General features: G+C 45.0%; 21 protein-coding genes. All 21 read right to left on the minus strand.

From position 1 onward, the window contains the following. Positions 1 to 54 precede the first annotated feature (54 nt). Complete coding sequence (nosD, locus tag Q1A86_RS16170) at positions 55 to 1,323, minus strand: nitrous oxide reductase family maturation protein NosD (protein WP_299808618.1); 1,269 nt, start codon at positions 1,321 to 1,323, stop codon at positions 55 to 57. A gap of 10 nt (positions 1,324 to 1,333) precedes the next feature. Further along, on the minus strand, positions 1,334 to 1,822 hold the full coding sequence (locus Q1A86_RS16175; protein WP_299808621.1) for a nitrous oxide reductase accessory protein NosL: 489 nt from the start codon (positions 1,820 to 1,822) through the stop codon (positions 1,334 to 1,336). 184 nt (positions 1,823 to 2,006) lie between these two features. Further along, a complete protein-coding gene (nrfD, locus tag Q1A86_RS16180) occupies positions 2,007 to 2,954 on the minus strand; it encodes an NrfD/PsrC family molybdoenzyme membrane anchor subunit (protein ID WP_299808624.1) in 948 nt (315 codons plus the stop codon). Between the two features lie 2 nt (positions 2,955 to 2,956). Further along, positions 2,957 to 3,667: a 4Fe-4S dicluster domain-containing protein gene (locus Q1A86_RS16185; RefSeq protein ID WP_220765641.1), complete on the minus strand. Its 711-nt coding sequence runs from the start codon at positions 3,665 to 3,667 to the stop codon at positions 2,957 to 2,959. A 62-nt stretch (positions 3,668 to 3,729) separates the two neighbouring features. Beyond that, entirely contained in the window at positions 3,730 to 4,443 is a 714-nt protein-coding gene (locus tag Q1A86_RS16190; protein WP_299808628.1) for a tetratricopeptide repeat protein, read from the minus strand. 90 nt (positions 4,444 to 4,533) lie between these two features. Further along, positions 4,534 to 5,319, minus strand: coding sequence for an FKBP-type peptidyl-prolyl cis-trans isomerase (locus tag Q1A86_RS16195; protein ID WP_299808631.1), 786 nt, complete (start codon positions 5,317 to 5,319; stop codon positions 4,534 to 4,536). 60 nt (positions 5,320 to 5,379) lie between these two features. Then, positions 5,380 to 5,808 carry a rhodanese-like domain-containing protein gene (locus Q1A86_RS16200; protein ID WP_299808829.1) on the minus strand — a complete coding sequence of 143 codons (429 nt, stop codon included), beginning with the start codon at positions 5,806 to 5,808 and terminating at the stop codon, positions 5,380 to 5,382. A 73-nt stretch (positions 5,809 to 5,881) separates the two neighbouring features. Next, positions 5,882 to 7,912 (minus strand): multiheme c-type cytochrome, encoded by a 2,031-nt coding sequence (locus Q1A86_RS16205; protein ID WP_299808634.1) that lies wholly within the window; start codon positions 7,910 to 7,912, stop codon positions 5,882 to 5,884. A gap of 725 nt (positions 7,913 to 8,637) precedes the next feature. Next, positions 8,638 to 11,427: a hypothetical protein gene (locus tag Q1A86_RS16210; RefSeq protein WP_299808637.1), complete on the minus strand. Its 2,790-nt coding sequence runs from the start codon at positions 11,425 to 11,427 to the stop codon at positions 8,638 to 8,640. A 246-nt stretch (positions 11,428 to 11,673) separates the two neighbouring features. After that, complete coding sequence (locus Q1A86_RS16215) at positions 11,674 to 12,198, minus strand: hypothetical protein (RefSeq protein ID WP_299808640.1); 525 nt, start codon at positions 12,196 to 12,198, stop codon at positions 11,674 to 11,676. A 722-nt stretch (positions 12,199 to 12,920) separates the two neighbouring features. Then, positions 12,921 to 14,204 (minus strand): winged helix-turn-helix domain-containing protein, encoded by a 1,284-nt coding sequence (locus Q1A86_RS16220; protein ID WP_299808643.1) that lies wholly within the window; start codon positions 14,202 to 14,204, stop codon positions 12,921 to 12,923. Between the two features lie 228 nt (positions 14,205 to 14,432). Further along, positions 14,433 to 15,278: an ABC transporter permease subunit gene (locus Q1A86_RS16225; RefSeq protein WP_299808646.1), complete on the minus strand. Its 846-nt coding sequence runs from the start codon at positions 15,276 to 15,278 to the stop codon at positions 14,433 to 14,435. 1 nt (position 15,279) lies between these two features. After that, positions 15,280 to 16,203 (minus strand): ABC transporter ATP-binding protein, encoded by a 924-nt coding sequence (locus Q1A86_RS16230; protein WP_299808832.1) that lies wholly within the window; start codon positions 16,201 to 16,203, stop codon positions 15,280 to 15,282. A 53-nt stretch (positions 16,204 to 16,256) separates the two neighbouring features. Next, positions 16,257 to 17,642 carry a nitrous oxide reductase family maturation protein NosD gene (gene nosD / locus Q1A86_RS16235; protein ID WP_299808649.1) on the minus strand — a complete coding sequence of 462 codons (1,386 nt, stop codon included), beginning with the start codon at positions 17,640 to 17,642 and terminating at the stop codon, positions 16,257 to 16,259. An 82-nt stretch (positions 17,643 to 17,724) separates the two neighbouring features. Beyond that, a complete protein-coding gene (locus tag Q1A86_RS16240) occupies positions 17,725 to 18,213 on the minus strand; it encodes a nitrous oxide reductase accessory protein NosL (protein ID WP_299808652.1) in 489 nt (162 codons plus the stop codon). Between the two features lie 360 nt (positions 18,214 to 18,573). Next, on the minus strand, positions 18,574 to 19,521 hold the full coding sequence (gene nrfD, locus Q1A86_RS16245) for an NrfD/PsrC family molybdoenzyme membrane anchor subunit (RefSeq protein ID WP_299808655.1): 948 nt from the start codon (positions 19,519 to 19,521) through the stop codon (positions 18,574 to 18,576). Between the two features lie 2 nt (positions 19,522 to 19,523). After that, positions 19,524 to 20,231: a 4Fe-4S dicluster domain-containing protein gene (locus tag Q1A86_RS16250; RefSeq protein ID WP_220763414.1), complete on the minus strand. Its 708-nt coding sequence runs from the start codon at positions 20,229 to 20,231 to the stop codon at positions 19,524 to 19,526. A gap of 86 nt (positions 20,232 to 20,317) precedes the next feature. Then, on the minus strand, positions 20,318 to 21,043 hold the full coding sequence (locus Q1A86_RS16255) for a tetratricopeptide repeat protein (RefSeq protein ID WP_299808659.1): 726 nt from the start codon (positions 21,041 to 21,043) through the stop codon (positions 20,318 to 20,320). 31 nt (positions 21,044 to 21,074) lie between these two features. Further along, positions 21,075 to 21,878: an FKBP-type peptidyl-prolyl cis-trans isomerase gene (locus tag Q1A86_RS16260; RefSeq protein ID WP_299808662.1), complete on the minus strand. Its 804-nt coding sequence runs from the start codon at positions 21,876 to 21,878 to the stop codon at positions 21,075 to 21,077. Positions 21,879 to 21,915: 37 nt separating this feature from the next. Then, the gene (locus Q1A86_RS16265; protein ID WP_299808665.1) at positions 21,916 to 22,344 is read right to left on the minus strand and encodes a rhodanese-like domain-containing protein; all 429 of its coding nucleotides are present in this window, start codon (positions 22,342 to 22,344) and stop codon (positions 21,916 to 21,918) included. Between the two features lie 60 nt (positions 22,345 to 22,404). Further along, the gene (locus tag Q1A86_RS16270) at positions 22,405 to 24,441 is read right to left on the minus strand and encodes a multiheme c-type cytochrome (protein ID WP_299808668.1); all 2,037 of its coding nucleotides are present in this window, start codon (positions 24,439 to 24,441) and stop codon (positions 22,405 to 22,407) included. Positions 24,442 to 24,604: the final 163 nt, after the last annotated feature.

Below are 24,604 nucleotides of genomic sequence, written 5' to 3' on the forward strand. Positions count from 1 at the left end.
ATAGGCTTTTATATTTACGATGAAAAGCTCAGCAAGAGCCATCATAAAATAAACCTAATTGCTAAACGCGGGGTTCATATTCAGTAACGGATAACTGTCGACAATACCGCTTTGCGGAGTGATCTCAAATTGACGTTGAACCCAACGCAGCACCACAATAATTGGACTATCCATCAAGAAGTTAGCTTCAGGATAAAGCCAAAATAATTTATCGATATTATCATTAGGCTGGTAGGCCGTATTGCCTACGCCATTCAAATTGTGATCCCAACCTAGGTATCCACTCCAGTAGTTCCCACGACCAGCTTTGCTCCACTCTAACAAGGCATCACCGACATACTTAACCTGAGAAAAATTATCAATAAACTGATTAGCGTAAACTTGGTTACCCTCACCGCCCATGGCCATATAGAAACCGATATCATTGTAGGCAAAGTGATTATTAATTATGGTGTTGTCTCGAGCGCCGTATACGAAGATCCCTTTACCTTCTTGGCCTTGTACTTGACTGTCACTGCGATTGACAATCTGTTCGACGCGATTAAATTCCACCAGCGAGTCTTTAGTCATATTGAGCAAGATGCCGAAATCGATCGCATCCCATACCTGATTACGATGTAGATGGATACGCTTCGAATCCATCAAGGCATAGCCACCATCAACTTGATAACTTTGATTGTTATAGGCTTCATCATCATGGGTGTACATGTAGTGAATGCCGTATTGCTGGTCAAACAATCGGTTAGCGTAAACCTTGCTGTTACTGCCAGATTCGAGATACACACCGTCGCGCACTTGGGAAATGGTATTGCCCCAGATCTCGGCATCGACCACATGCTGTAGATGAATGCCATCACCGCGGTCTAAAGTATATAAACGGTTGTTACCCACGATGACGTTATCGTTAATCTGGATATTATTGAGCTCATCGGCGCGAATACCGAAGCCATCACCACGTAAGTTATTGTTGTGGATCTTAACGTTATCACTACCCGACTCGACCAAGATCCCGGCATCACGTTCATAATGATCATTACCCCAGTTTTCAATTCTGAGCCCAGAGATCTCAACATTAGAAGCAAACACATAAATTGCGCTGCCAGTGCCATTGGCATCAATAGTGCTATCGCCGCGACTGGAAAGGATGAGAGGTTGACGGATCTGCAACGGGCCTTGATAACGACCCGCCGCAAGCACGATGCGATCGCCAACTTGGGCCTGCTCCAGTGCAAGCCTAAGCTGCTCGGTATTAGACACACTTAAGCTGCCTGCATGGCAAAACGTGCCGTAACCGACAGCAAACGCCCAAAACAACAGGCGCATGAAAGTCGCCCTACTCGCCAGCAAGTAACTCAATGGTGATCTGTTCATAGGTTAAAACCGCTCCGCCAAATTCGGTAGCAAACTTGGTGGCCCCCTCTTTAGTCGCAAATGATGCCACCGCAGGGCCCATTACTGCTTTCTTACTGGTGCCATAAACATACCAAGCAGTGGTCGCATCAACAAAACTACTATCCTCAGGATTTTCCCAATCTGTAACCGACATATCATGCACCTTCAAATGCGTGATCTGACGCTGATTCTCTGGTTGTAGAGCAAAATTAAACATATCTCGGGTCGAGCAGAACTTTGGCACTATGGTTTCGTTCCTTAGGCCTAATTGCCCCTTAGGCCCTGGATACTTGGTAATCATCATGCCGCAAAGGTGGCAGCGGTCATGGTCATGTATCGGTTGTGCTTGAGTAGACTGCGACGCGGCATCACCTTGGCTGCAAGCGTACATTAGCGGAATAAAGAGCAAGATGAGCATCAGTTTTTTCATACAGTTTCCAACTAGAGGAGGTTTATAGATTGGCACTCACCGCCTTATGTCCAGAGGGTCTACAAGCTGTGAGCTAAGCGTTTAATATTTTGCTATTCAGTAGCAGTTCGGCTCCTAATACCTGCCTTGCAGGGACGGCGTATTAGGAGCGAACGACTAGCGACTTGGCTAACTTGCTCTAGGGCTAGATAGCGAAGTTTTGACCGGCATACAGGATAAACATACGCAGACACATCATGCCGGTAACGGCACAAACACCCGATAGGTAGAAGGCCTTAGCCGAGTGGCTAAAAGACTTACCCGTAGCGAAGTTAAGCAGTAGTGGCCCACCAAAACCTAGGCCAACCACACCAAACCAGAACACCGCCGCCCACTCTCCAGTATGGAAAGCGGCAAATGCACTTTGTGCTCCCGCGTTACCCGTCATAAGCGATGTCACAATCATGAAAATGAATAGCATCTCAGCAATCATGATTGGCCACTCAGCGCCATGCAGAACCTTCATATCTTGGCTATGTAAGTCTTCTTTAAACATCGATACCGCAAGCATTTTTGCTGCTGCAGCGCCTGCTGAAATACCGGAGGCAATAAATAGCGCCGGTAAAACAGAGGTATTGATGATGGGAAAACGGATCAAAGCCGAGATTAAGAAGCCGGTATAAGCACACACAGCTAAAGCCAGTACTAATACGGTTACTTCACATGGACGACGAATACCTTGTAGCTTTTCTACTACTGGCACGAGTACTTTCAGTGCAGGGATCTCGCGGATCTCTTCTTCAAATGCAAATAGGCAGATTAGCGCCACTAACGGGATATAAACCGAGAGCGCGATAACACCAATCGACATCACTGAATTGAGGTTGTAGTAAACCAAAATTCGCCAGAAAAACAGTGGGTTGGTCAAATCCAATACCAGACATAACATACCTAAGCTAATCGTCACGAACGAGATCAATGCCGCCGCTTTATAAAATGGTGTGTTAGTTGTCTGCTGTTTGTAGAATCGCAAGAATAACGCCGTGGCTAGCGCACCACCAGAGATCCCCGCGAAGAACAGGTAAACCGCAATAGGCCAAGGCCATGCAAGGCCCTCGGAAAGCCCCATTGTAAACTCAATATTGCCGTCCATATCTATACTCCTAACTTCACAATAGGTATGTAACGTAAGCTAGGCTCAGTACCAAACCCCGGCTTAATACGCACAGAATCTTTTACTCGTAATAGCTTACTGATATAGGATGTCGGATCGTTAATATCACCAAAGATCAGTGCATCGTAACGGCACTTCTGTACACAAGCAGGTAGCTCGCCAATGGCAAGTTTGCTGTTTAGGCAGAAGTCACAGTTATCAGCGACATCGGTTTCTTTATTAATAAAACGTGCGTCATAAGGACAAGCGGCAATACAGTACTTACAACCTGCACACTTAGCCGCGTCCATAGTCACAATGCCGGTCTTCTCATCTCTGTGCGCCGCGCCCGTCGGGCATACGGTGACACATGGGGCGTTCTTACATTGCTGACACGACACACGAACAAACTTACGTTCACAGCCACACTCAGTGGTTTTGCCACAGTGCGGACAAGGCTGCCCTTCTAAACCACCAGAATGCTGTTCCATCAACAGTCTCGACTTACCTTCAGGTAAATTATTGGCTAGATTGCAGGCCTCTTTACACTCGCCGCAGCCAGTACATTTATTTTGATCAAACACCATGGCGTAATGGGGCTTGTTTGCATCTGACTCACCCTCTTTGACAGAACTACACCCCAAGGGCGCTATTATCAAAGAGCTGGCTCCTAAGCACTTAAGGAACCTCCGTCTCTCTATATTTTCACTCACAGCATCCTCCAGCTATCAGCTATTTTGCTGATATATTTATACTTATTAGGTTTTACGTGACTTTACTCAGATGCAGCCACTGAACGATTAGCGATTTTTTGCTCGGCTCTTAAAATTGCATTGTTAATTGAGGCCCGATTGAAGTTCTGCCTGTCGCTTTCGAGTAACTTCTGCCATTGCTCGATGGCTGCTTCATACTCGCCATTAAGGTAAGCGTGGGTCGCGAGCAGCAGTCTTGATTGCGGCTCAAACTCATCGAGGGCTAAAGCTCTGGCGATGACCAGATCTATGTCTAAACTCATCTCGCGATTGTCACGGTAATACATGGCATTGGCTTTCATGCCAATAATGCTGGCATCATCGCCCGTGAGCTTGAGTAAGGTATCGAAGGTTTGTACTGACTCGCTATAGAGTCCACCATCGACATAAGACTGGGCCAAATTTAACAATGCAATTTCATTGCTAGGTTGCTCACTTACTTTCTTTGCGTTTTTATTGATTTCTGCGGTGATCAGATAATCAATATTGCTGTCTACCACTCCTTTGTTCCAACCATTGAAATGGCCTAATTGTGAGTAAACTAATAGTGTCGTCGTAAAGAGCACTACAGATAGCACCACGGGTACCTTAACGTTGGTGGATTGCTCATCTATTCCATCTTCGCAAAGGTTAGCTATCGGGGTTACACCATGCTTTTGACTAGAGTGATGATGACGCCAAATTAAGCTGATAACTGCACATAGGGTGACAGTAATGCCGATAGCTAAACTATTCATAGTGACTCTCTACAAGCGACAAACTTAAAAAACTGATTTAAAAAACTAACTTAATAAACTGACTTAAAACCATTGCGTTAAACGCAGCGATTAATGACCGCCGCCCATCATACCGCCCATGCCCATACCGCTTAATCCCATGCCATGTGCGTTGTCACCAGGTGCTTCCACTTTCACTAGCTCAACTTCAAACACGAGTGTTGATTGCGGTGGGATAATGCCGACTTGCTTGTCGCCGTAGGCAAGCGCAGCAGGAATAGCAAACTTGTAAGTAGAACCCTCATTCATTAATGGGATCCCTTCTTGCCAGCCGTCAATCACGCTCATTAATGCAAAGCGGTTTGGCTCATTACGCTTGTGTGAGTCATCAAACTCAGTGCCGTCGATTAAGAAACCTTTGTAGTGCACGGTAACCACATCTTGTGGGTTCGGCTTACGGCCTTCGCCTTCGCTAATCACTTGGTATTGCAGACCAGACTTAGTCTCTTTTACGCCGTCTTTCTTTTTGTTTTCAGCTAGGTACTTATTACCCGCCGTAACGTTTGCTAACGCAACTTTGGCTTCAGCAGCTTCACGGGCAGTATTGAGCTGCTCGGCGCGCTGGTTAAGGAAAGTGAGAATTTCTTCATCTGAAAACTGGGGATTGTTTTTAAGTGCATCCACTACCCCCTCAATGACAAGGTCGACATCCACTTCTGCACCAAGCTCCGTTTGACTGTAGATTTGACCAGAGATGTATTTACCTAAAGAAGCACCGATACTGTACGACTCTTTTTGTACATCAGAGGTCAGCTCGGTTGCGGCCATTGAGTTGGCAGACATAAACAGGGTGAAACCTGTCACAACAGCTAGGGTAGTTTTTGTAAATGTTTTCATAATAATTATCTCTTTAAATCAATTCGGTACGAACTAGGTTTATGACCCAACATCCTGCTGTTATGGTTTTTCTGTTACTCGGTTCGACAAGCGCCATCCGTATATTCCATCAGGCATCTGGAGAACATTGGTGTAGCCCATCTTTAACGCTTCATGTGCTGCGATTTCGCTGGCATTACATAAGCGGTTAGCGCAATAAAACACCATTACTGCATCTTTCTTAGCTGGCAGTAACTTCTTCCAATCTTTAACGTTGAAGTAAATAGCACCTGGAATGAAACCTTCAGCCCAAAGTTCAAGCGTATTCACATCAAAGAAATAAACCCCTTCCTTGCCGACTAAAGACTCAGCTTCCATCATGCTGATAGTCGTAAGCTGATGCTCATAACGATGAGCAGGTGCCATCTCAGAACCACCGCCTGCTAGACAGCTGGTTGAACTTGCAATTAACGTCAGGCTTAACAGAATTTGACCCAGTGCTTTTTTCATCATCTTTTCTCTTTATTGCCTCGGCAATTATTGCTGTGCAATGCATGCCGAGGCGGTTAACTAGTTAGGCGGCTTATTTAGCTGCGTAACCTGTTCCATCTAGAATGTTTTGTGCTTGCGTAACATAAGTTAGCGCTGCATCTAGACGCTTCTGGCTATAACGGAAGCCATGCACACCCCAAGAACCGTCTTTCTTGATTAGATCAACAGTCTCTTGTGCTTTCTCAGCTAGCATTAGTACTTGAGTCTTGTCTTCAGTAGACAGCTTAGTCACTTCTAATAGCTGGTCGATGCGTACAAGAGCTTGCTCAACCTTAGTGAAGACTTCCTTAACAGGTGTTTGCATCTTCTGCACTTCACCATAAATTTCTAACTGGTCTTCGTAATGCAGGCCTTTCTCAAGCTCAGACTGGAACTGGCTGTGACAACCTTTGTTCTCAACCACGTCGTGGTCAGAGATCGAGGTACGAGCACAAGACCACATTAAGTCTAAGTAGTTACGACCTTCTTCGTTCTTAGCAACAGTCCAACCTTTACCAGCCTTAGGACCTTGAGTACGTGGCTCACCTTCTGGAGGGTTAAGCGTCTTCAGTGTTGGATCAACCTGGATCTTCCACATGTGAGACTTACGTACTGCGTCAAAACCAGCTTGGTCAGGGAACTGCAGTGCCTTGAAGTTTTCACAGCTACCCATGTTAGGCATGTGACAGCTTTGACAAGTTTGCTTGTTGTGTGTATCTGAGTTTTCAGCAATCAAAGTCTGTGCTTCGTGACAGTCTTTACAGTCTTTCTTCAGCTTTGGCGTAGTGAAACCAGACTGCCAATCACCATCAGTCACTTCGTGTGGATCGTGACATGTAGTACAACGCATGCCCTTCTCGTAGTGCACAGAGTTATACATCTGTGAACCTTCAGTACCACATGATGGACATAGTGACTTCATCTTCACACCGAAGGCGTATTCACGCTTTTCTTGTGCTTGAGGCGTGTCAGCAAGTGTTGGGTCGTACTGGAAGCGTTGGTGACAACGTTCACAGTTAGACTGCATACCGCCAGTACCGCCATCTAAGTGACCGCCCGCGCCATGACACTCTTCACAAGCGATACCACGAGAAATCGTGTGCTCTTGTAGCTTCTTAGGATCACCTAACGCATCGAAGAACTCTTGCTTGTTTTGGAAGTCAAACTTGAACGTATGACAAACTTCACAGTAAGAACTTGCAGGTTGGAACAACATCTCTTTTTCGTACTTAGCACCGTATGAGCTCATACCTTGCTGGTGCGAACCTGAACCACCGAAACCCGCTAAGGTTGTTGGGAATTCTGGGATAACATCGTTAATTTTCTTAGACATTTCTGGCGTTAACCATTCAGCCCAACCACGAGAGAACTGGTTAGCACCCGCTACCATTTTACCGGTACCGTCGCGTAATAACCCGTCTCTGATGTGGTAAGTACCACGCACTAGCCACGCATCGATGAAACCGTATTTAGTACGAGGCGTACCAACAGTTGCATAGATCATGTCTGGCGTAATACCGTCTGGCAAAATAGACGTGTCTTTAGTGTTGTACATGGTCTTTTCAATGTCGTTATCCACTTCAGGGTGTTCACCTGGGAAACGAATTGTTTTAGCGTGACGCGAACGCTGCCATTTCTCATATTGAGTCGCATGACATTCAGCACACTTTTCTGGACCAACGAAATTGTTTGGATAATCTAAAATTGATTTAGCACCTAAACGGTACTGAACTGCGCGAGGCGCACCAACGCGCTCACTGTAGTTAGGGCTGTGGCCGGTATCTAAATACTCTTCACCACGGTCACTGATATGGTAATCACCAATCAGATTGCCAGACTGCTGGTATTTAAATACTGGATGGTTCTCAAATAAATAATCGAATAACTCTTCTTCTTGAACGATATAGTCTTGCAGCGTTTTCACGCCGTTAACTTGTTGCATACCGTTGTATTCAGAAATAGCCCCTTTAGCGGTTTTACCCATCTGAGGGATGCTGTCATATTTTCCAGCAGCGTTCGCATTGGCAATGGCACCAAAACAAAACAGCACGCTTAATGCTACCTTGTGTTTCCACCGTCTCATCATTCACTCCTACTTATCATTATTTTATTTTTTCACTGTTTTTTTGCGGGCTTTTTAAAGCCCACATTTTTAAAACTAACCGTTCACCGATTGAGCTAGACAACTGAGCAAGGGCTATTTTCCATATAAAAAACAGTAAAAATTTGCGCTACAGCACACTAAAAAAAGCATTAGAAGCGATTAGATGTAAAAACGGTATTTACATTAAAAAACAAACAGATAAATAGTTACAAAGAGATCTTTTTAGATATAAAAATGGGACTTTAATTTTCTTTAAAGCGCCAAAAACTTACAAAAGAGCGATTAAAAACCAAGCAAGTATGGTTAAGTGAATCTCGCTAGCTTAGGCGGCATAAGGGCTAGCGCAGTCGTAATCATAAAGAACTGGATTCATCTCGGTGTGTTGCAACACCATAGTCAATAGATACTCGCCTAGACACATAGTCGAGCACTAAAGACGTTAAAACATGTTTTAACGCATTATTTGGGGAAGTGAGTTCCATGGATTATTAGCATCTAAATCATGCTTAAAACTATTGTGAGGGGGTTTGGTTTGGTTTGGTTTGGTTTGGTTTGGTTTGGTTTGGTTTGGTTTGGTTTGGTTTGGTTTGGCAGTGTTGTAGCTCAGGGTTATCTAACTCATGAACAGTAATGACAAATGGATGGCTTTATGACAGCTTTGTTTTCAAACGTGCTGCCATAAAACCATTCAGAACTATCAACGATTAACCACGGTTACCAAATAACTTATTTGCCAGTTGTTTCACTGTACTAGAACAATCTTGCAAAAAGCTCTGCGTAGTCGCGTCAGGCAATGACTCAGCATCTTGGAGCATCTCGAGTAACTCGACACGTTCATCTGCCGTGAGCCAGTCCTGCATATCAGGCAGGCGGTTTTCAGTCGCGAGTCTGCGTACAAACGCTTGTTGCTCATAACCCTCATGCACAGCAAAGTACACCAGTGAAGCCTCTGGCACGCCAGCGTTATCGAGCCAATTTAGTGCCCAGCTTTGCTTAGCAATATCCAGCGCATCGCCCATATCACTGTCGCCGTGACGCTCATTACCCACCTCTGAATGACTCCAACGCTCGGCCATGCTGATCTCACCCACTTGCATACGACTAGCCACATAGGCGTTCTCGACTGAGCTTCGACCCAACCAATGCAAGCCGCGCTTACCTAATTGCGCTAAAAACAGTGCTAAGCGCTCAGCCATTTCAATGGGTAACATCCAGATAAAATCAGCAGGGCCGAGTTTACCTCGGTACATAGGATACGGGTTCCAGCCCTGCAATTTTGGCATTTTTAACGCCTGCGGACTCAAGGTCTCTAAGCCTTCGCCACTTGCTAGGTAAGCCATGAGTTTGTCATACAAGGTTTGCGCGCTATCCTCTTCAAAACCTTCTTTCAAGGTATTAAGTAAAGCTTGCTCAAACATCGGCATGATCGGCAGCGAGACCTGTGGATTACGCGCTTTTACATGCTGTAAAAACTCCAAGACTTGATCTTCACGGCAATACTCAAGCTCTCGCAATAAAGCCTCGAATTGCTTAAGTTGCTGCCGTCCAATCATGCTGGTGTCAGTGCTATCGACTGTAGCATATTGCTCAACTTTGGCAGCGTAACGCTGGGCAAAACGCGCATCAGCCGGACGATAATCGGCAACTTGTTGATCTGCCATCAAAGTAAAGGCTTCTAGCATGGCATCTGTTACACCGTATTGCTGTAACAAATCGAATAAAGCGGTCTCGACATCTTGATCATTAATCGCCGCATACAGCCCGTAATCAGCTTTAAATTTAACGACGCGATTTATCACCCGCTGCGGCGCAATTGCCAACCACAATTGCCAATGTCTTTTGGCTAGCATCGCAATATGACTCGATAGCTCAAGCTTGCCAGCACTTTGTAATAACAAGGTGGTTAACATGCAGCGCTGACCAGCATCATGGGTAAACAAGGTCCAATAAGCTGCTTGTTTGGCGCTGATTTCAGGCCCTGACTTACCGCCGTCTTTTGCCATGTTCGCGCGCACAAGCGCTATCATTTGCGCGTCAATATCTGCTGCAGCACAATATTCAGCATCAGGCTCTAAACAACAAAGCCACTGACGCAGCGCCTCGTTAGCCTCTTCAGGTACATCGCAATACTTGAGCACAAAATCAGTGAGCAACTTACTCAAGTGCTGCTCTAACCATTGCTCAATGGCATCGCGCTCTACGGCGCTAGGCTGATTGTTAAGTCGCAGTGCTAAATAAGCGCTACTACCAAGGTGCAATGGCATATAAGGCAGCACTTCAACAATCTCTTGGCCGTCACGATGGCCAAGCTCATCACTGAGGCGCTGTAAACGCTCTTGGCTGATTAAATCTGTTCTTGGATTTAAGCAGCTAAAGAATGAGCGAGCCGTTTTTTCATCCCACTGGATGGCGTTAACTTCTGGCTCTGGTTCAACAGCGGGCTTTGGTTCAACTGCTGAGGAAGCTTGTGTATCAGCCTCAATTTCAACCTCTGTAGGTTGCATCCAGGCTTGATAAGCGTTTTCAATGCCACTGCGCTGCGCTTCAGCTACTGCCAAAAAGTCAGATTCAGTGCGAGTTTCAGTCAGTGTTGCCGCTAAAGTGATGATTTCATCTTCAACTTTAGCGCCACAGATTAATTGCTGCTTTACCTTGTCTTGCCACTGCTCTTGCTCATCTTCAAACTCCCAGCGCTCAGCTCCCACTGGCCAAGCGCCCATGCTGCCGTAATACTCAAACAACATCTGGCTCAAAGAGCTAGGCTCATCAGCAAGCATCAAAACCGGGCTCGCTTGCAGCCGTGATAAAAGCTCAGTTTTAAAATAGTTGTAATCGTCAGGCTGGGATTGTAGGTGCGATAGCAAGTCTGCTTGCACCGCATCATCTTCTTCAAAAAAGTAGCGGCGTACTTCTGCGCCATCGCACCAAACGTAAGCCTTGATCAAATCACGAGTCCAGCCAAGCTTACCGACTAAGCCACTGAGCAAGCAAAGCGGTGCCGTCATAGCCTGCGTATCCCAGTAAGGCACAAGGAAACGCGCTAGCATAGGGCTATAACTGGCATCGGTCTCAACCAGCATATACAAGGCTTCGATACCAAAAGCGTTGTGATCATCTAGCCAAAGATCGTTAGAATCGTTACGGCTGCGAGAAAATGCCACCAAAGCCTCGACAGTTTCAACCACCGCAGGCATGAGATCTGGAAAGTTTAACGCAGCACCGAATAGTACCGGCTCAGTGATAAAAGCGTGTTTCTCGTCAAAACGGCAAGTATTCAGCGCTTGCTCGACCAAAGCGCGGTTCTCGCCGGTATCTTCTAAGGTCAGAGTGCTGCCAGTAGGCGCTACAAACTGCACATTGAGCAGCAGGTTCATGGTTAAGCGAAAGGCCGAACCATCGCTTATTCGCTGACGATACTCGGCAAGTGCACAGGTAATACTCTCTGGGGATTGGGGATCAACAACGATAGCAACATACTTATCAAACTGGGCCATACAACATCCTTGGCGATTGAATATAATAAGAAAACAAATAGATAGTGGGAGAGAAGAGTACTCCGCAGCACAAGAAAATGCGAATCAAAGTTGGGAGATATGGGGGGGCACAGATCCCTGCTACACCGCCATCCATGTCAATATCACACGACTCTGGTTTATAAAGAGTTTCCAGCGTACTTCGGCAGCTCCGATGGGGAATGGGTGTTTTCTGTAGGTTCTGTGTACTGAATTAGCACAGAATAACTATCTTACTCTGACCCCACTTTTCCTAGCATTAGGATCCACCAAAGTGCTTAATGCTGTATCTGTTGGGCATGTTGCAGTATCTGAACCGGAGCTACTAAAACTAATACTTGATTTTGAGAGGTTAGCATTACTCGTTGCTATTTGAATTCCATTTTTATAAGTAGACAAGTATTCAGCAACCATCGCATATCCTGAAACATCTTGAGCTGATAAATCTCGACTCCAAGCCATCGCTGGATAAAAAGGCGCTTGATTACTATGGCCTACGCGAAAAGAGTAAACGTCTTTTGTGGTAGGATTAACTAAAATAATATTTCGAGCTATCGAACCACAGGTAGAGTTATCTGGTGTCGGTGGAGAGATAGGGTCAGTGGAGTTACATTGTAACTTTGGCGCATACTTCAATTTTGCTATATCTTTAGCATTTTCGAGAGATGTACACTCCTTACAAAAAAAGGCTTCATCTGCTTTAATAGATAAACATATAAATATTAAAGTCAACAATAAAAACTTATTAAACATTACAATCATTCCTTGATCATTTTTTATTCAGACAAATAACCTATAACAAAACAAAACAAAACAAAACAAAACAAAACAAAACAAAACAAAACACAATAGCCTGATTACAAATTCATTAAATTAACCACCTAACTTTTTTTCAAAACCAAATAGAAAATACAAAATTAAATCTCCCGCTTTATCACAGGTAATACCATTCCCCATCGAAGTTGCCAAAATACGGAAATGAAAATGCCGTGGAACCATCATGGATGATGGTTCAGGCTCGGGGGGCAGGCCGTTCTATGGCATCCATGCCATCACGGCATTTGTGAATCCATTCACATCAGATGTCCCATCTGAGTCGTTAGGCTATTTTTATTGGAGCATGAGGCCCGTATCTAATGCATGTAACTTTGTCTGGGGCGCAGGGGGTTCGCTAAGGGGGACAAGCGCTTTCCCCCTTGGCTCGACTCTTTACAAAAGAATAGGGGCGAAGCGCCACGACGTTGATTGTTAGACGCAGTCTAACTTATAGGTCAAGCGCAGCTTGATTGCCTTTCACTGTAAAACGCGAGTCAGGCGTAGCCTGAATAGCTCAAACCACAAAGCAATACCCAAGCTAAGGGCACAAAAAAGCCCACATAACCGTGGGCTTTCAAAGTGGGACTCTGTCCCATGATGCTAACTGTTAGACACAGTCTAACCAACCAGCTCAGCTCGATATGAGCACTAATATCGACTTAGATATCGAATCTCTCATAATGGTACCAAGCCGTCACTTGACCAAACAGCGGGATAATCCAAACTGCCGTCTTATGATCCTGATGAATTCGGATGAAATACACCTCTTTATCCTTAATATCGCGCTTGCGTAAATCTCGATAAAAACGCACCGCCGAATCATTCAATTTATCCGGTTTAATCAAATCCTTCTGCTCGACTTTAACCTGGAAAATATCCGCCTCAAGGCCACCGATCATGCCCGAGTATTGCTTAAACTTACCGCGGATCTTGTACTTAATCGGTGTGGTTAGACAGTCTTGGTCGGTGATACAGGTCGAAGAGTGAAATTCACCGGTATCTGAAGAGTCATAGATGAGCGACATATTGATGTCGGCGCGAATAAGCAGCTCATCTTTAACCGGGAAATACACATCGGCTTGATAGTTATGCTCAAGTAGCGCGCCACCTGTGCCAGTACTTTCAGGCAGCATCACTCGGTTGTAACGTATGCGTTGCTCCATCGCGCTCGACAAGTCGACAAACTCCTGCAGATTAAGCTCTGCAGGCTCAGAGTCCACCGAGGTCAAGTTAATTAAGCCCTTACCCGCACACTGCTCTTTATCATTCCCTGGACATAGCGCTATCGAATAGTTTTCACCATCGGTGGCCGCAAAGGCATTAAAATCTTCATGGCAAGTTAAGAAACTGGTATCGGGGAGTAGATGTTTCTCCCACATAAATGGATGCAGATGCGGCGCATCATCTTTATAAAGCAACTGCGCACTGCCTTTTAAGCCGCCAACCTTCAGCTCAAATTGCTCATCGCTGCTCCAACGTGCAAGATTCTGATGTACCTTGTGGTAGTCACTGAAATACCAGGCCATTACCAGTAGGAGAATAGCAATAACAATGCCTGAAATTTTGACCAATAGAGACACATCGAAAAATGCAGCCTTCATCGACTCAGCGTCATTTACCGCCAACATTTTCACATGGGACTGAGTCGAAATATGTAGCTGATAACCACGGCGAGCGATGGTCTTTAACTGAATTTCTCGATAGCCATCGAGCTTTTTACGCAAGGTACTAATACATTGAGTTAAGGATGTCACCGCCACCACACGATCGGGCCAACCTGCGCTAAGTAACTCTTCTTTTGAGCACACAGGGTTTGATGACAGTAAAAGACGATGTAATACAGCAGACTCAGAAAAGGTCAAACTGATTTTTTTTCCACTGACATGGTCAACTAACTGGTTGGCTTCCGTATCCAACTCCAAATACGGAGTAATTTTCAACACAATTAACCTCTACTACCTAATTATACGTAATTGATATTTACAAATTTATCGACCTTGCAAATTCTACAGCTAAGTAATTAAGTAGAATGTGATTTTTGGCTCATAATGGTCTAGGTAAGTAAGCCAATTGTCGCTAATGTTCACAAATTTAGACCTTAATGATATTACCTCTTTAGTAATAGCTTTTTGTAATCACTTTTCTCAGCTTTTACCGAACGTTCAATGCCGCTAAAGCGGCTTATGCTTAAAGAGCTGGTGAGAGATCCCAGTCAGCGACACGATCCACAACAAGAGCAATGCATACATTGCCGATAAGCCCCAATCTGAGTTTGCAAGCATGCCTAAACTGCCGCTGGCACTGCTGCCATCGATGGCAACTAAATTAATAGCGCGGTAGAGGTCTGTCGGGCTCATGGCGATCAAGGCGTTAATGACATATTGATTAGCAAACGAGAAATCTGACACCAAAATAGTCAGCAGTAACAGGTCATAGATGAGCACAAACAGAAACCAAATCAGTAGTAAACCACCTATCGCCTTGGCTTTCTCGGTGCTTTTGAGGCTGACAATATAGCTGATCAAAATAAAGGTTAGCGCTAACAGGTTACTGCTTATCACAAACTGCACAAAAGCACTGATTAACTGACCTTTATGGTAATGATCACCCAACAGCATGAGCAGTACTGCCGTCAAGCCAAAGGCGGCTCCCGTGGCAACAAACATCACAGTCACATGGCCGAGTAACTTACCCAATAATATTTGCATCCGCGTTAAGGGGTAAGACAGCAGCAGTAACAAGGTGCCTGACTCATCTTCGCCAACAAAGCTGTCGTAACACAGTAAAATAGCCGCGAGAGGAATGATGAATACCGAAATGGTCGATAAGCTACTCATCAAGCTGTTGAGCTCTGGCAGATACAAACTACCGGTTACGGCACTGCCTGCAAAGCTGACACTCAATGACAGCAATAAAAACAGGCTACCCATAAAAGTGAGCCAGCGGTTACGTGAACTATCGCAGATCTCTTTATAGGCAATAATCAACACGGGCGATGTTAGTTTATTAATATACATGTTATGTCTGCTCTGCTGCGGAGCGTAAAGATTGCCCCATTAAATCGTGGTAAATGTCTTCGAGTCTTGGCTCTTTTATTTCGAAATCGAATATTTGGCATTGGGTGACTAAGTGCTTAACGATGTCGGCTTTGTGCTGATGGCTAAAACGCAACAAATCATCTTGATAAAACTGCTGCAGATAGGCGTTAGTCTTGACTCTTTCATTAAGATCTTGGAAGTTAATACTGAGTTTTAAACCACTGTTGCTGCTAAGCTGTGCGCATGTGCCTAACGCTCGACACTTGCCTTTAGCCATGATCAACGCGGTATCTAAGTGTGACTCGACTAACGACAACTCATGGGTCGAGATCACCACGGCGCAGCCTGCCTGCTTTAGCTGATTTATCTTGCCGTATAGAAACTGCGACGCCTGCGGGTCGAGTCCCACGGTAGGTTCATCTAGCAGTAAGATTTTAGGTTCAGATAGAATCGCTTGCGCAACTCCAAGGCGCTGCTTCATGCCTTTTGAGTAGTTTTTTAGCTGGCGGTGCTGAGCATATTCGAGGCCAAACTCTTCAATGAGCGACGCTATACGCTGCTTACTTACGCCCTTGAGCGCGGCAAAATAGCTGAGCACTTCAAGCCCTGTGAGTTTGTCGTAAAAACTGACATCTTCTGGCAGGTAACCTAAATTAATTTCGTGCTTACCTTTACCTGATGTGGCACATTGCCCCATGACTTTTGCCACGCCGGCTGTTGGGGAAATCAAGCCTAGAATGACTTTAATCAGACTAGATTTTCCGGCACCATTGTGGCCCAACAATGCCATGGTCTGCCCGGCATTAACCTCAAAACTGACATTATCTAACGCAGTAAAATTATGATAGTTAAGGCTCACATCGATTAGCTGTATTGGCGGTTCTTTTATAGACAGTTTTTGCATCTGTTTCTCAATTTTAGAGCCATCATCAAACCTGTTGTTTGGCGTAGCAGTACTCATTGCATTCCAGCCTCATTCGGTAGGTGCTCATCATCTAAACTGAGTAATGTAGAGCTTTGTAGGGAAAGGCTTTGCACTGAAGGGGCGAGTATGGGGAAGCTGTCGACAATGCCCGTTGCAGGGCCAAACTCGAACTGTCCTTGCACCCAACGCAGCAGTGCAACCACTGGGCTGTTCATTAAAAAGCGCGCCTCGGGATAGAGCCAAAAAAGCTTATCTAGGCTGTCGTTAGGGCGGTATGCTTTATCGGCGATGCCATCATGGTTGGTATCCCAGCCCATGTAGCCGCTCCAGTAATTGCCTCTGCCTTCATAACTCCACTCTAACAGCGTGTCACCAACGTATTTCACCTGGGTCTTGTTATTAACAAACTGGTTGCCGTAAACCTTATTCTTCTCGCCGCCCATGGCCATATAGATGCCGATATCATTGTCGGAGAACAGGTTATGGGTCACCTCATTATCGCGAGCGCCATAGATAAAGATGCCCTTACCCTCGTTGCCGAGCTCGGCTGTACCTTGGGGGTTATGACCTAACGACATACGGTTATTACTGACGATGCATTGGTTACTGATGTTGAGCAAAATGCCAAAGTCTAAGGTGTTTGAGGCTTGGTTTTGATGCAGATTAACGAATTCTGAACTCATAATGGCGTAGCCACCATCAACGTTATCAACCTGATTGCCATAGGCTTCATCATGCTTGGTGTACATGTAGTGAATGCCATACTGCGCCGAGTGAAAACGGTTATCGAACACTAAGCTGTTAGTACTGGTTTCTAAGTAGACGCCGTCTCTAACATCTGAGATGGCGTTGTCGTGGATGACCGAAACATCGACGCCTTTAAGGTAAACCCCATCACCTCTATCGAGCTTATACAGGGCTGGATTACCGGCTATTACATTATTAACAACAGTAATATGACTGGTATTTTCGGCGTAAATACCAAAGCCATCACCTTGCAGCTGGCTTGATTCAACACGAACTCGCTGTGCTTGCTCTTTAATTAATATACCCGCGTTAAGTTCATACAGATCGCCGCCCCAGTTTTGGATAACAAGATTGGAAAGGGTCACATCTGAGCTAAAGATACTGACGGCACTGCCACGTCCCTTCGCATCAATAATCGCGCCCTTCTCACCGATTAAGCTGATGGCTTGGTGGATCTCAAAGTGGCCGCGATATTCGCCAGCGCTTAACACTATGGTGTCACCCGCGACGACACTTAACAGCTGCTGCTTAAGGCTTTCAGTACTCACCACCGAATAAGTGGCCGCGAAACTAATGGGGCTTAAGAGTAGAGATAGGCAAGCACTCAGGCAGACTTGTTTCGCTGCCTTGTAAAATAGTCCTAGCACTTGAGCAGAGGTGACTTTTTTCATAAATAGATTCATTAGTTTGGTAAGTGCCCACTCACTGGCGATCACTTACCGGACTTTATTTGCTTGTAATGGCAGTGAGCCATTACTCACCAGCTAACAAGGCGATATCAATCTTTTCATATGGCAGAACGGCGCCGCCAAACTCTTTCGCGAATGCAACCGCATCATCTTGGCTCTTAAAGCTCGCTACCGCAGGGCCCATCACCGCCTTCTTAATGGTGCCGTAAACATACCAAGCGGTTTTAGCATCGGTGAAGGCGTCGTCTTTCGGGTGTTCCCAATCCGTTGCACCTACGTCATGAACAAATAGCGCTTCAATTTGACGCTTGTTCTCGCTCTGCAGAGCGAAGTTAAACATGTCTCGGGTCGAGCAGAACTTTGGCACCACAGTTTGCCCTTTAAGGTGAACTTGGCCCTTAGGCCCTGGATACTTGGTGATCATCATGCCGCACAAGTGACAACGGTCATGCTCATGGATGGCTTCAGCCGTATATTGAGTGACATCTGCACTGCTTTCGCTACAAGCGCTGAGCAAAGGTAAAAGGAATAACAAACAGATTAACTTTTTCATTTTCTCTCCAAGTTCCAGTATGTTTTCAGACTAGCCCTTCTGTAGCCTTGCAGGGACGACATTGAAGGGCTAGCTTACTCACAGTCAGTCTAACTTGTGGCTTAGATGTAAAGGCAAGCAGATCACTAAGCACCCATAGGGAAAGCGCTCAAAGACCTGCTGTTTGTTTACAACCCCACTGCGACTAACATTATTTGTATTGAGCCTTTGGCCACTCACTCTCGCGCTAAGCTAACCACTAAAGGCTAAGCTCAAGTGCACTGAAGAGTCAGTGACCGCAAACTCGCTACTCACTTTCGTCAATTAAATCGGTTAGCCTGTTAAGTCGGGGAAACTTATTCGGCTCTCCAATTCACTCGACTAGATGGCATTTAACTGGCCGGCGTAAATCACAAACATACGCAAGCACATCATGCCGACTACCGCACACATACCTGACATGTAGAACGCTTTAGCCGAATGGCTAAACGCTTTACCTGTGGCGAAATTAAGCAGTAATGGACCCACAAAACCGATACCCACAACACCAATCCAGAACACGTTTGCCCACACGCCGGTATGGAAACCAGCGAATGCAGCTTGTGCACCTTCATTACCTGTAGCCAAAGACATGATAATCATGAATAGGAACAGAGCTTCGGCTGCCATTACTGGCCATTCAAAGCCATGTAATGTGTGCATATCTTTGCTGTGTATGTCTTCTTTGAATACCGATACTGCGACCATTTTCGCAGCAGCGGCACCCGCAGATAGACCTGACGCAACAAACAATGCAGGCAATACCGAGGTATTGATGATTGGGAAGCGGATCAAGGCTGAGATCAAGAAGCCGGTGTAAGCACACACTGACATAGCAAGTACTAACACTAGCTTTTCAGATGGTGCGCGAATACCGCGTAACTTATCGATAATTGGCAGTAAGAAATTCAAAGGCTTGTAGGCTTTGATCTCTTCTTCCATTGCGAACAAGGTGACTAGTGCAACTAATGGAATGTATGCTGATAGCGCAATAACACCCACTGACATCACTGAGTTTAGGTTGTAGAACACCAAAATACGCCAGAAGAACAGCGGATTAGTTAAGTCTAAAACCAGACAGATCATACCCAGTGCAATCGTTACCAACGACACTAAAGACGCAGCCTTTAAAAAAGGTGTGTTTTCAGTTTGTTTTTTGTAGAAACGAATGAACAGGGCTACAGATAGTGCACCACCAGAAATACCAGCAAAGAACAGGTAAACCGCAATTGGCCAAGGCCACGCGATGCCTTGTGAAAGGCCCATTGTAAATTCAATATTACCGTCCATGACTATACTCCTAGCTTCACAATTGGAATGTAGCGCAAGCTAGGTTCAGTTCCGAAGCCCGGCTTAATACGCACCGAGTCCTTCACTGCTAATAGCTTACTCACATAGGAAGTTGGATCGTTTGCATCGCCAAAGATTAGTGCGTCGTAACGGCACTGCTGCACACAAGCTGGTAACTCACCAATGGCAAGCTTGCTGTTTAGGCAGAAGTCACAGTTATCGGCAACGTCAGTTTCTTTGTTGATGAAACGTGCGTCATATGGGCAAGCACCAATACAGTACTTACAGCCAGCACATTTCGCCGCGTCCATGGTCACAATGCCTGTCTTCTCGTCGCGATGTGCAGCGCCGGTTGGGCAAACTGTTACGCAAGGAGCGTTTTTACACTGCTGACATGAAACACGTACGAACTTACGCTGACAACCACAGTCATTGGTTTTGCCACAGTGTGGACAAGGCTGACCTTCAACGGCGCTCGATTGCTCTTCCATTAGCAGGCGAGATTTACCTTCTGGTAAGTGGTTAGCCTTATTACAGGCATCCTTACACTCACCACAACCAACACATTTATTTTGGTCGAAAACCATTACATAATGCGGCTTGTTGGTATCTTCCTTGTCTTTGACTGAGCTACACCCAAGCGGTGCCAATATCAAAGAGCTGGCTCCTAGACCTTTAAGGAACCTCCGTCTCTCTAGATTTTCACTCACAGCATCCTCCGATTATCGGTTTAAAACCGACACGTAATTTTTTATTTAATATTTTTGCTAGTACGTTTATTTAGATTTTTGACTCACTAAGATTTAACTTGCGTTAATTTGCCTTTGGACTTTTCAATGGCGAATTGAATTGCATCACGATTAAACACTTGCACTTTATTGCTTAAAACAATATTCCAGTTATCTATCGCCTTTTGATAATCACCATTTAGGTAAGCATCATTGGCCATTAATAAGCGGGTATTTAATTCTTCATGATGCAGAGTTAGCGCCCTCGCAATCACTAAAGAAGTCTCCATGCTAATAACGCGGTCATCGCGGTAGTACATAGATGTGGCTTTAAGCCCTAAAGCTTGGGTGTTGTTAGCGTCTATCGTCAGTAGTTGGTCTAAGGTTCCTAGCGCGTCATTGTATAAGCCACCGTCGATATACGACTGGGCTAGCCCTAATAGCACTAGTGGATCACCGGGGTTTTCTTCAGCGAGTTTCTGGCCTTTGTTAATATCGGCAACCAGCAAATAATCAATGTTGTAATCAACCTGAGCTGAGTCCAAATGCTGATAACTACCGATTGTTGAATAAAGTAAAACCGAAACACTAATAAGAAAGAAGCCAATGGTTCCAAAGTAATAATTATTGTTTTGCTTAGCATCATTGGTGTCGATGCTAATATTAGAGCCAAAGAAGTGCCCAACTTCTGATTCAAGTTCAGTCAGCTTTTTGTCATACCTTAGGTGGTGACAAAAAAGGAACGCTGTCGAACAGAATAAAATAATTGAGATACTAATAAGTACTATGTTCATCTTGGCTCTATATCAATAATTAATATCAAATTTATTTGTGTGGATTGGCGCCCATAGAGCCGCCCATCATTCCACCCATACCCATGCCACTTAGTCCCATGCCGTGAGCACCTTCACCTGGCGCTTCAACTTTGACTAGTTCAACTTCGAATACCAAAGTCGAATGCGGTTGGATCATGCCAACAACACGGTCGCCGTAAGCGAGTGCAGGTGGAATTGTTAATTTAAATTTTGACCCTTGAGGCATAAGAGCAAGCGCTTCTTGCCAGCCTTCAATAACGGTAACTAAAGAGAAACGGTTTGGTTCGTCGCGGTCATAAGTGCTGTCAAACTCAGTGCCATCAATCAAGGTGCCTTTGTAGTGCACGGTAACTACGTCATTGCCTTGTGGCATGGCGCCGTCACCCATGGTGATCACTTCGTATTGCAGACCTGATTCAGTTTGCTTAACATCGCTGTTCTTAGCATTTTCAACCATGAAAGCTTCACCGGCTGCTACGTTCTTAGCAGTTAGCTCATCTAACTTGACCTGCTTCGCTGCATTTAGCGTTTCAGCGCGCTGATTTAGGTAAGTGACGATTTCCTCTTTAGACATTTTTGTCTCATCTTTCAAAGCATCGAGTAAACCGTTTACCACTTGCCCCATATCCACTTCTGCGCCTAACTGAGATTGGCCATATACCTGACTAGAGATATGGTGACCAAAAGACGCGCCTATGCTGTACGACTCTTTTTCAACGTCAGTAGTCAAATCGCTATTAGCAAAACACGACACAGATACTGATAGGGTTAGACAAGACACAACGGCCAAGACACTTTTTTTAAGCTTTTTCATACATTCAATCTCACTAAAAATAAATAAACATAATCCGTTATGGCTTTTCTGTTACTCGATTAGCTAAACGCCAGCCATATATTCCATCTGGCATCTGAAGCACTTGGGTGTAACCCAGTTTCATCACATGTCGAGCAGCAATTTCGCTGGCATTACAAAGACGGTTTGCACAGTAGAAAACCATGAGTGCGTCTTTGTTTTTTGGCAGCAAGTCTTTCCAATTTTTTACGTTGAAATAAACAGCGCCTGGAATGAATCCTTCTGCCCATAATTCCAATGTGTTGACATCAAAGAAGTAAACTCCCTCTTTGCCCACTAAGGTTTGTGCTTCCATCATGGTGATTGTTTGTAACGGCTCATCATAATATTTAGCCGGGCCCATCTCTTGACCACCACCGGCATAACTGCCCGCTGATAGCATTGATAACAAGACGGTGAAAACGACACTTCCCAGTACTCTATTCATAGTTTCTCTCTTTGTTACCTCAACCTAAGTCGCCTTAGGTTGAGGTCGGTATAAACTCAATTACATGTTTTTAGCGCTGTAACCAACACCATCAAGAATGTTTTGAGCTTGGGTAACATAAGTCAGTGCTGCGTCTAGACGCTTCTGGCTGTAACGGAAGCCATGCACACCCCATGAACCATCTTTCTTAATTAGATCAATTGCTTCTTGTGCTTTCTCAGCTAGCATTAGCACTTCAGTCTTGTCTGCAGTAGACAACTTAGTCACTTCTAGTAGCGTATCGATGCGCTCAAGAGCTTGTTCAACTTTGGCGTAAACGTCCTTAACAGGCGTTTGCATCTTCATTACTTCGCCGTAGATCTCTAGTTGGTCATCGTAATGTAGGCCAGTTTCTAGCTCAGACTGGAATGGGCTATGACAACCCTTGTTATCCACTACGTCTTTGTCAGAAATAGCGGTACGAGCACAAGTCCACATTAAGTCTAAGTAGTTGTGACCTTCTTCGTTCTTAGCAACAGTCCAGCCTTTCACGCTTGAATCACGTGGCTGACCTTCTGGTGGGTTAAGTGTCTTACGCTCTGGGTCGATATCAATCTTCCACATGTGAGTACGACGTACCGCGTCAAAACCTGCGTTGTCTGGGAACTGGATTGCAGCGAAGTTCTCACAGCTACCCATGTTAGGCATGTGACAGCTTTGACAAGTTTGGTTGCTGTGGGTGTCAGTGTTGTCAGCAATCGTTGCTTGCGCTTCGTGACAGTCAACACAGTCTTTCTTCAGCTTTGGAGAAGAGAAACCAGATAGGAAGTCACCATCTGTTACTTCGTGTGGATCGTGACAAGTTGTACAACGCATGCCTTTCTCGTAGTGAGAAGAAGCAAACATTTGCGAGCCTTCAGTACCACAAGATGGACAAGCAGACTTCATGTATACGCCGAATGCGTATTCCATTTTCTCTTGTGCTTGTTCTGTATCAGCTAGTGCGTCAACGAAGAAGAAACGCTGGTGACAACGTTCACAGTTAGACTGCATGCCGCCAGTACCACCATCTAAGTGACCACCTGCGCCATGACACTCTTCACAAGCAATACCCTTAGAGATAGTGTGCTCTTGAAGCTTCTTAGCGTCGCCAAGTGCATCGAAGAACTCTTGCTGGTTTTGGAAGTCAAACTTGTAGGTATGGCACATTTCACAGTAAGAGCTACCTGGTTGGAATAGCATCTCTTTTTCGTACTTAGCACCGTATGAAGTCATACCCCACTTGTGCGAACCTGTATCACCAAATTCTTCAAGTGTTACTGGGAACTCAGGGATTGCTTTATTAATTTTCTTAGCCATTTCTGGCGTTAACCATTCAGCCCAACCACGTGAGAACTGGTTACCACCCGCTACCATTTTACCGGTACCTTCAGATAGTAGACCGTCACGAACGTGGTAAGTACCGCGTACTAACCATGAATCTAGGAAACCGTATTTAGTACGTGGTGTACCGATGATTGCGTAAACGTCGTTAGCACGAACACCGTCTGGAAGCATAGACGCTTCGCTGCCGTATAGTGGTGCATTTAAGTCGCCGTTTGGTACTTCTTTATCTGTAATTTCACTTGGGAAACGTACTACGTTAGCGTGACGCGAACGTTGCCATTTCTCATATTGAGTCGCGTGACATTCAGCACACTTCTCTGGACCTACGAAGTTGTTTGGGAAATCCAATGTTGATTTAGCACCTAGACGGTACTGAACTGCACTTGGACGACCAACACGCTTGCTGTATGCCTGGCTTCCGCCGGTATCTAAATATTCTTCACCACGGTCACTGATATGGTAATCACCAATTAAGTTACCTTCTTCTTGATATTTGAACATTGGATGGTTTTGAAATAAGAAATCAAATAACTCATCTTCTTGAACAATATAATCGTGTAGTGACTTAACACCTGTTCTTTCTTGTGTACCAGCATAGTTTGCAATTGCATTCTTAGCAGATGCACCCATTTCTGGGATGCTATTGTACTTATCACCAGCAGCACTAGCGTTACCTATTGCGCCGAAACAAAACAGTACGCTTGCGACTGCTTTAAGTTTCCAACTTTTCATCATCACTCCTAGTTATAACCTAGTTATAGTATTTTCATCATCATTCAACTAAGGCACTCTCTTGTTTAGCCGAACAACTGAACAATTGAGTTGCAGCCATTTTCCACATCTTTTTTACGAAAAATACGCGTCACAGCACGAAATGAGACTTAGAAAAATACAG

Source organism: uncultured Shewanella sp. (genome assembly GCF_947497935.1).
Lineage (GTDB): Bacteria > Pseudomonadota > Gammaproteobacteria > Enterobacterales > Shewanellaceae > Shewanella.